The following is an 8,837-nucleotide window of genomic DNA, read 5'->3' as shown; positions in this document are numbered from 1 at the left end:
TTCCATTCCGACCAGGGATGGGCTTACCAAATGGGCAGCTATGTAGGCCGATTAAAGGAAGAACGAATTTTTCAAAGTATGTCTCGCAAAGGCACCTGTCTGGATAATAGCGTGATGGAAAATTTCTTTGGCCTGCTAAAACAGGAAATCTATTATGGGCATACCTATCACAGCTTCGAAGAACTTGAACGAGCTATACGGCATTACATCACATACTACAATAAGCACAGAATCAAAGCTAAGCTGGGGTGGCTCAGCCCAGTAGATTACCGTTTACGTCATGCCGCAGCATAAAAAACCGGTAGCAGCAAATAATTGCTACTACCGGTAAGGTCTAACTTTATGGGGTCACTACATACCATGGAAAGGACTTCATTTTTCATTTTGCTCAATCCCTTTCGCTTTTCCCAGTAAATTGCAAACTTCCTTGTTTTGTTTGTAATATTCGTCTCTGCTTAAATAATCACTCAAAAATACATCATAAAATCTATCAACATTACAAAAAATCGGCCGATGCGAATATTGTCGACAAAGATTCGTTTCTAAATCTAAGAACTTGCAAATACCACTAGGCAAGGCCAAATCCTTAGCAAATGGGGATGCTCCTATATGTTTACAACATTCACCACATTTTTGGCAAGGAAACTTCCCCACATCAATACACTCCTCATAGAATAACGCAACTATGTATCAAATTTTCGATTCACCGTCCATGAATGCGGCTTTCCGTTTCCCTTTCTAGGACACTTACCTGGCTGCGGTTTCCCCATAGACACGAACCGTATTTCCTTCTTGCCACACTGGCTGCACATGTACTCAATCCTTTTTGCTACCATTTTTATCCCCCATTTCTTTTTTCGCAATACATCGCCAATTTTCTATCAAATGATCATCAAGACATCTTATATCCATGGCAATATTTTGCTTAATCATTTTAAATATTCAGTAATTTTATTATGTAAACTTACAACTTAAATTTCATTTTACATCCTGCCTATACACTTCCGCCGCTTTCGCGAACCACTGTCCCATCCGCTCTCTCAGTTCCTGCGGGGCAAGGATTTCTACATTCTCGCCCTGCATGGCTGCCCAGCGGATAAAACCTTCGCCAAATGCCGTCACTGTTACCAGGACGCTGTCCTCTTTTTCCCGTATGATTTCATACTTCGGCACTCTATCCAACACAGCTTCCAATGCCGATTTTCGGCATCGCAGCTTGATTTCAAAGAGCTCTCCTGCATACATGAATTGCACGGCTGGGCGCATATCGCTATACCGGAAGTTCGTATACAGCGGATTTTCTCCCACCTTGCCTAGTACCTTGACGGATTCGATGCGATCCAGGCGGAAAAATGCCGGATACTCATACTCGGATTCATCACGGAACGCTACCAGATAAAAATAGAACTCTGCAAATACGATATTCACAGGCAATACATCCCGCTTGATTCGCTTTCCACCCGTCTTTGTGTAAACAATCCGTATTTTCTGTCTATTTATGATGGACTTATTGATTTTCCACTGCAGTTCCAGTATGGATTTGCCATGTATTGGCTCAATATAATGTTTAAGTTCATCCTCTATTGCATAGTAAAGGGCTTTCCTATCCTCATATGGCAGCAATGCGCGAATGGCATCTACCATCCCCATCATCTCATCACGGCATAAAGCACGGCTTCCCAATAACACTTTCAGAAGAGCCATTACATCCCTGCCAGTAAAATCATGCCGGCCGCCTCTGGACAGATAGTAACATTTGTCGTTGCGGTCATAAATAAGTTCGTCGCATTCATGCAGCTCCGACAGGACATAGCGGATATCGCTGATATCGCGGTCAAAGGTACGGCTGTTGATCTTGTACTCCTCGATAACATTTTCACGATTCAGCCGCTCCCGTTGCAGCAGCCGGCAAAACAGATGGACAATCCTAAGCGTCGGCTTCACTCGCTCACACCGCCCTTCTCTATTAGCTTACCTTAATCATATAATATCGCTGCGACACCCCATGTCGTTTTACCAGCTCTCATTTTCTCTAACGCTATGTCAAAGTGACATGATATTTTTCTATATTATATCACTTTATAACGGAATTCGCTATTTTATTTTTGTTTTCTATTATTTCGTTAATTTTAACTTATTGCATTAGATATTCTGTATAATAGCCTGTAGAGGTGATACAAAACATGTCCATTGGTAGCAGAATCAAAGCACGACGAAAAGAGCTGGGGCTGACACAAACAGAGCTGGGGCAACGCATCCATAAATCTTCGCAGGTGATTTCCAATTGGGAACGCGGCTATACCACCGGCATTGCCGCTGAAGATTTGCAGCATTTGGCCACAGCCCTCGCCACTGACATTGCTTTCTTCATTTCCAACGCCTATATCACCACCTCAAAGGCACTGAACACAGATTACATACATATAGCCAATGTTCAAGAGACATCCAATGACAGCCGTCTGGATTCTCTGATTGCCGAGTACCCACGATTAGATGAGAAATCGAAGGATATCATCGATGCCATCGTAGCTCTATCAAAAAAAAGAATAACAAAAAGCTTCATGCGAATGACAGTTCTTGCCAATCAGCATGAAGCTTTTTTTATTTTATTTCTTTCCGTTCATTGCTACATAATCCAGCGCGTGAACGTACCCCCGCCTATAGAGGCGGGAGCTTCCTGCTTCCACGAGAACAGCACCACTGACTCCGAAGAGTTGCAGCGACTTACACTCTCTCCACAGGCGTAGATTCCCGTGCGACCCACGGTATTTTACGAGATTAGTTAGACAGATATTCGTCTAGCTTCTTCTCGAATATTTATTGCAGCGTTTTTATCGCGGTTATGATGACTACCACAAGCGAGACAATCCCATTCTCTTACAGACAAGTTTTTAGTTTCGTCATTTTGGTAGCCACAAATATGGCATAATTGACTGCTTGGATACCACTTGTCTATCTTTATAAGTTGTTTGCCCTGCCATGCAAGCTTGTACTCCAGTATATTTGTGAACATGTTCCAGCCATTATCGGCTACGGATTTACCAAAGCTGAATTTTCCGCCTTTCTTATGGTTCGCCATAGCTTTGACACTAATATCTTCTATGCCTATGGCATCATAGTGGTCTACCAAGTAGCGGGCTTTTTTGTGAAGGAAGTCGTGGCGTTGGTTGGCAATTTTTTCATGTAACTTAGCTACACGCAACCTTTGTTTGTCTCTGTTATGACTTCCCTCTTGCCGCTTAGAAAGTTTTCTTTGTGCCTTGGCTAATCTTTTCTCGGCATTCTTCAAGAAATTTGGATAGTCCGCATCATCCTCATCGGAAGCAACATACAAACCGTGCATAGCAAAGTCCAGCCCAAGAAAGTTCTTCGGTATTATGGGGAGTATTTGGTTTTCATACTCTACAAGAATACTGATGTAGTATTTTCCTGTTGGTGTCCTGCTTATGGTTACAGTCTTAATAGTGCTATTTTCCATCAGCGGGCGATGCAGGCATAATTTTACCCAACCAACTTTCGGCAGTTTTACCTTATTACCATCTAATCGGACAGAGCCTTTCTGATTGTTCGTAGAGTACGAACAATGCCCCGTTTTCTTAGACTTGAAGCGTGGTTTTCCAAAGTGTCTGCGATTATTCCAAAAGTTGTTGTAAGCCTTATTCAGGTTTAGCTGAGCATTTGCAAGAGCCAGGCTGTCTACTTCCTTTAGCCAAGGAAATTCAGATTTGTATTGTGCGGGAGTGTTGTTCAGCTTCTTGCCTGTCTCTTTGTAGTAGTCAAGGCGGTCACCAAGCATCTTGTTATAGATGAATCTGGCACAGCCGAAAGTCTTAGCAAACATAATTTTTTGTTCAGTTGTTGGGTAGAGTCTGTATCGGTATGCCTTATTCACTATAATCACCTGCCTTGATTTTCTATGTATTTCCTAATTGTCTCAATAGGAGCACCGCCTGTTGTCAACAGGCAATAACTTCTCGACCAAAACATTTCTTTCCACAGCTTGCGCCTAACCTCTGGAAAATCTTTTTTGATTAGCCTAGAGCTGGCACTTTTATAAGCATTGATGAATTTCGACAGCTCTGTATTAGGATGAGCACGGAACATGATATGCACATGGTCTTGGTCGTGATTCCATTCCTCCAACGTAATGTTGTATGATGAGCCAATGCGAACAAAAATATCTTTAGCATATTGGCTCATTCGGTCAGAGAATACCTTGCGACGATACTTCACTACCAAAACCAGATGATAATAGAGTAAGAACACTGAATGGTTATTGTTGTCTAATTCCATAGTATAATAAGTCCTTTCTCTTTTACGACTGATTATACTCCCCAATAAGACAAAAAGCAATTGTATGGCTCAATTACTTACGTAAATTCGCCATACCCGCCTTCATCCCCCACCTAATAGGTGGAGGACTTCTCGCGGGTTAGGTTAAACTGGATTGTCTTCTTGATCAATCAAAACATTTAATGATTTAGTTGCTCCATTCTTGGCCATGCCTTCTACTGGAATCAGCGAATCGGCGAGGCGGTTGACATTTGACTTGTCAAATTGACATGTCAGATTCCAATCTTCGCTGAACCTCCTTATCCCAGGCCAGCAGTAAGTCTATATACTTTTCGTTTATCAACCGATATACCGCCAACGCTGTGGACTGATTATAGGGATGCGTCGATAAATTCCGCTTTTCCTGCATATCCAGCCAGGTTTCCGCATCAGCTATCATTCCCTGCTTCCAGCCCTCACGGATGCTAGAGCGCGGACTACTGACTTCGATTCCCTCATAGTCAAGAACACATTTCATCAACTTCCAAGCTAACTCAAAACAAAACTCAAAGCGCTGAATCGTAGCATCAAGATACATATCATCCGCATCGGGCTCTTTTTGCAAAGCAGACTGCAATCTCTCCAGTGCACGATGATAATCCGCCTGCTTCATTTCTATTTGCAATTTCGTCATAACAGTTGCCCCTCCCGAATTGTTAAAGATCAGTTTTCCATCGACGTCTATAGCTTGCTTCAATTTCTCATTCGATTGCCGCCTGTAGTCAATAACGTCGAAAGTGTAAGGCAACTGACTATCTTCCAAGGCAATTGCTAATCTGACGATAGCCTCCGCTTCACCGGACACCGCCAGGTCAATATCAGACGCTAACCTAGCATCACCCCGAGCTCTCGAGCCAAACAACTTAACCCATTCTATGCTATCGGAAAAATTACGAAGTATGGCAAAAATACTCCACCAATATCTATTCTCTATCGTATAAATATGCCTTACCCCCCTATCTAATCCGCGCTTTTCTTTTTAGTATATCACGAAAAACAAAGGGCTGACCAGTCAAAATGACCGGCCAGCCCCCAAAAAGAAAAATGCTTGACCACTACATACCTTATGTGCGGCAAGGCTGACAAGAAAAATGCTCAGGCAGTCAGCAAGGCAATGGTTGACCTGCTTCTTGGTGCAAAAGCCCTGTCGGTAACGCCTGACAGGGGCAAAGAATATGTCTTTTTTAATTCTTATCTTTTATTTGTTGCATAATCCATCGCCTTAGCAAGAAGGTAAGTGCATAAGGAAATGTTACAAATCGTTCATTACTGCCAATATTCGTATCTCCCAGCTTGATTCCCCGCCGGATATCCGGGTAGTCTTCTTGGGCAATCAGAGCATTCAACGATTTTGTTGCCCCATTCTTGGCCTTGACTTCTACTGGAATCAGCGAATCGGCATCGCGAATAAAGAAATCCATCTCCAGTGTTGCTGCCCGATTACGGAAAAAATACAGGCCATAACCTTGCGCAACAAGCATCTGAGCCACCACATTCTCGAACAGCGCACCTTTGTACACGCCAAAATTCTTGTTCTGACGTAGGTCTTCCTGTGCCTCATCGTCCAATGCAGCAATCAGAAGTCCCGTATCCCCATAGTAAATCCGATAATTATCTGGATCATAATTGCCTTTCAGCGGCAGTTCCGGATGCTCCAGGCAATAACAGATATTTACAATACCTGCATTATTCAGCCAATCAGTTACCCCAACATATTCCCGGCTCCGCGCACCATGAGCCACCTTGGAAATTTGGAATTTTTTGTTGTCTTTGCCCAAAAATACTGGTATTTTACGATAAACATTCAGGATTTTTGTCTGATCAAGCCCCTGCGCATACTTTGTGATATCTTCTTCATAATCCAAAAGCAGTTGTTTCTGAAGATTCAACACGCCACTATAGTTTCCTTTCTGTATAAACGACCAGACCACCGCCGGCATCCCTCCAAGAACCAGATATTCCCGAAAAGCGTCACGCAACGCAGTCATCGCAGCGCTAGATAACGGACTCAGCGCCACCATATGCTGATATAAAACATCAATCTGTTCCTGTTTATACCCTTTTGCCCATAAATATTCTTCGAAATCTAGTGGATACATCGTAATATCTTCCTTGTAACCCACACTATTGGATTCGATCTCCCGATAACTGATCCCCATGAGCGATCCCGAACAAATAACATCATATCTTCCATCCAGCTTAAACGACTTGAGACAAGTCGCACAAGCAGGACAAGCTTGAAGCTCATCAAAAAAAATAAGGGTTGTGCCAGCCTCTACCTGCAAAGAGGGATTCAAAAATGTAATATTCTGGAGAATCTTGTCCACCTCGTAACCATCCGCAAAGATAGTCCGATACTCCTTCTGTAAAACAAAATTTATCTCAATCACATTCTCATAATTTGCTGCCGCAAAATTTTTGATTGCTTCCGTCTTACCAATCTGACGCGCGCCCTTAACAATCAAGGGCAGCCGATCAGACTCTTTAGACCACTGCACTAATCGGTCATCTATTTTTCTTCTCAATCTATCCATCACAAAATTCTCCATAACATATGTCTGTGTATCACATTTTTATGAACAGTTACAGGTCAACTATCACAAAAATAACGGTTATCACATACATTATATCACAATTTTAGCCTACAAGCCGATTTCATCTTTTTTAGATAGTATTCTTTCATTAGCTTCCTCGCAGTCGCAAACCATACACAAAAAGGAGTGGAAACGTCTGTTTTTAAAGCAGAAATCCCCACTCCTCTGTATGCCGCCCTAAGATAAAAAGTTTCATGCTGTGTGGGTATTGCAATTTTTGCAACCACCACTTCCTCGACCAATTCTTTTTCCTTGAAGATATTTTTATTCTTTCACTTAAAGAACACCGACTTTCCGATGAATTCGCGCAGCAGGGAGTTGTTGGGGATTTCGTCTTCGGCTTTGATGTCGTCAAAATACGCGCAGAAGTCGAGCAGCCGGCGGGCTTCGGCGTATTCGGGTACGGCGGGCGATATCGTTTCTAAGAGCGGCTCGGCGTATTTCTTTAGCACGCCGAGTTCGTAGATGAGTGCCGAGTTGAACATGACGTCGGCTTCTTCCTGGTATGGGAAGATGTTCTTTTCCTCTCCGGCCCGCACGCTGGGCCATTGCTTGAGGGTCTTTAAGGCATAGGCGCCGCGCGTCTGATAGTCGCGGACCAGGCGGCGCAGGAGGCGGGCATCGGTTGTCGGGATGCGGTTATGGGCGTCGATGTTGAGCTGGGTCAGGGCGCTGATGTAAATCTTGTATTTCTGTGACCGCGGGACAGCGGCGCTGAGTTTTTCGTTGAGTCCGTGGATGCCCTCGATGATGATGGGCTGGTCGGGCGTCACCTGCAGCGGCGGCTGCTGCGGCCATTCCCGCAGGCCCGTCAGGAAATTATAGCGCGGCAGCTGCACGGACTTGCCGGCCAGCAGGTCGACCATATGCTGATTGAAGAGCTCTGTATCGAGCGCCTCCAGGCACTCGAAATCGTACTCTCCCTTTTCGTTGCGCGGGGCTTCCTCACGGGCCCGGAAATAATCATCGATCGATATCGACACCGGCTCAAGCCCGTTTACCCGCAGCTGGATGCGCAGCCGCTGCGCAAACGATGTCTTGCCCGACGAAGACGGTCCGGCAATCAGCACGAGGCGCGCCCCGCCGCGATGCTGGGCGATGTAGTCGGCAATTTCAGCAATGCGTTTTTCCTGCAGCGCCTCGGAAACGCGGATGACCTCGCCAATCTGCCCGTCGCGATTGGCCCGGTTGAGGTCCATGACATAATTGCAGTGCAGGATCTTGGCCCAGCTTTTGGCCTCAGAGAGAATCTGGCTGAGTTTTGGCTGGGGCACCCGCTCACGGATCTTGCCCGCCGTCTCTTCATCCGGCAGCCGCAGCAGGATGCCTGGCGGCTCGAAGTCGAGCGCGAACTTTCCAAGCTCCCCTGTCGCAGCCAGCATCGGGCCATATAGGTAATCGTAAAAACTGCCGCAGCGGTACAAGCTGACCACCGGCCGCGCAAGCGTTGCAATCAGTGCAGCTTTTTCCTCTTGATGCACAGCCCTAAATAGCTGCACCGCCTCTTCACGTCGCAGGAACTCCTTGCGGATGGGCCGGTTCTCAGCCACGATTGCGCGCATTTTCTGCTCGATTTGCTGTACATAGGTGCCTGTGCGCAAATCCTCGGCCAGCTGGCGCACCTCGCAGAAAAGTCCTTTATTTGCCGTAAACTGCGTGACGACCTCCGCCTGCGGATAGAGCTCATGCACCGCCGTAATCAGCAGGAACAAGACGCTGCGCTGATAGACCTGCCAGCCCGTCTTGCTGTCAAGCACGATGAACTCCACATCGCGCACCCCGGTGATGTCGTTCTGCAAATCATGGATTTCGCCATCGAGCTTCGCTGCTACGATGCGGCTCGAAAAATCTGGTTGTGCCTGCCTGGCCATTTCGATAAGCGTAAGTCCTGGAACTACTCGCATCTCCATC

At 45.4% G+C, this 8,837-nt stretch carries 9 protein-coding genes; 2 read left to right on the top strand and 7 right to left on the bottom strand.

Annotation, left to right across the window (positions count from 1 at the left end; translation table 11 throughout):
• Positions 1 to 294 (top strand): IS3 family transposase (locus tag BM181_RS02100; RefSeq protein WP_143092083.1); only part of this gene is annotated, 294 nt, incomplete at its 5' end.
• Between the two features lie 78 nt (positions 295 to 372).
• Here BM181_RS02100 and BM181_RS02095 read toward each other — a convergent pair.
• The gene (locus BM181_RS02095) at positions 373 to 654 is read right to left on the bottom strand and encodes a YkgJ family cysteine cluster protein (RefSeq protein ID WP_075441973.1); all 282 of its coding nucleotides are present in this window, start codon (positions 652 to 654) and stop codon (positions 373 to 375) included.
• A 324-nt stretch (positions 655 to 978) separates the two neighbouring features.
• On the bottom strand, positions 979 to 1,944 hold the full coding sequence (locus BM181_RS02090; RefSeq protein ID WP_075441971.1) for a helix-turn-helix transcriptional regulator: 966 nt from the start codon (positions 1,942 to 1,944) through the stop codon (positions 979 to 981).
• 239 nt (positions 1,945 to 2,183) lie between these two features.
• On the opposite strand from BM181_RS02090, the gene BM181_RS02085 reads away from it, so the two are divergent.
• The gene (locus BM181_RS02085; protein WP_075441970.1) at positions 2,184 to 2,747 is read left to right on the top strand and encodes a helix-turn-helix domain-containing protein; all 564 of its coding nucleotides are present in this window, start codon (positions 2,184 to 2,186) and stop codon (positions 2,745 to 2,747) included.
• A 35-nt stretch (positions 2,748 to 2,782) separates the two neighbouring features.
• Here BM181_RS02085 and BM181_RS02080 read toward each other — a convergent pair whose 3' ends face one another.
• The 5 genes from BM181_RS02080 to BM181_RS02060 form a co-directional block, all read right to left on the bottom strand.
• Complete coding sequence (locus BM181_RS02080; RefSeq protein WP_256211246.1) at positions 2,783 to 3,892, bottom strand: RNA-guided endonuclease TnpB family protein; 1,110 nt, start codon at positions 3,890 to 3,892, stop codon at positions 2,783 to 2,785.
• A 5-nt stretch (positions 3,893 to 3,897) separates the two neighbouring features.
• The gene (gene tnpA / locus BM181_RS02075; RefSeq protein ID WP_075441968.1) at positions 3,898 to 4,293 is read right to left on the bottom strand and encodes an IS200/IS605 family transposase; all 396 of its coding nucleotides are present in this window, start codon (positions 4,291 to 4,293) and stop codon (positions 3,898 to 3,900) included.
• A gap of 259 nt (positions 4,294 to 4,552) precedes the next feature.
• Positions 4,553 to 5,233 (bottom strand): HI0074 family nucleotidyltransferase substrate-binding subunit, encoded by a 681-nt coding sequence (locus BM181_RS02070; protein ID WP_256211248.1) that lies wholly within the window; start codon positions 5,231 to 5,233, stop codon positions 4,553 to 4,555.
• Positions 5,234 to 5,516: 283 nt separating this feature from the next.
• A complete protein-coding gene (locus BM181_RS02065) occupies positions 5,517 to 6,866 on the bottom strand; it encodes an ATP-binding protein (RefSeq protein WP_075441964.1) in 1,350 nt (449 codons plus the stop codon).
• Between the two features lie 332 nt (positions 6,867 to 7,198).
• Positions 7,199 to 8,830, bottom strand: a complete 1,632-nt coding sequence (locus BM181_RS02060; RefSeq protein ID WP_075441962.1) for a nucleoside kinase — start codon at positions 8,828 to 8,830, stop codon at positions 7,199 to 7,201.
• Positions 8,831 to 8,837: the final 7 nt, after the last annotated feature.

This window comes from Pseudoselenomonas ruminantium (assembly GCF_900113715.1).
In the GTDB taxonomy this organism is placed as follows: Bacteria; Bacillota; Negativicutes; order Selenomonadales; family Selenomonadaceae; genus Selenomonas_A; species Selenomonas_A caprae.
Note: the sequence above shows the minus strand (reverse complement) of the source record. Positions and strands in the feature narration are given on the sequence as shown.

What these genes read in the sequence shown, in the direction of transcription:
- BM181_RS02065 (WP_075441964.1), bottom strand. Translation starts at nt 6,866, where the DNA reads ATGGATAGATTGAGAAGAAAAATAGATGACCGATTAGTGCAGTGGTCT.
- tnpA (WP_075441968.1), bottom strand. Translation starts at nt 4,293, where the DNA reads ATGGAATTAGACAACAATAACCATTCAGTGTTCTTACTCTATTATCAT.
- BM181_RS02085 (WP_075441970.1), top strand. Translation starts at nt 2,184, where the DNA reads ATGTCCATTGGTAGCAGAATCAAAGCACGACGAAAAGAGCTGGGGCTG.
- BM181_RS02060 (WP_075441962.1), bottom strand. Translation starts at nt 8,830, where the DNA reads ATGCGAGTAGTTCCAGGACTTACGCTTATCGAAATGGCCAGGCAGGCA.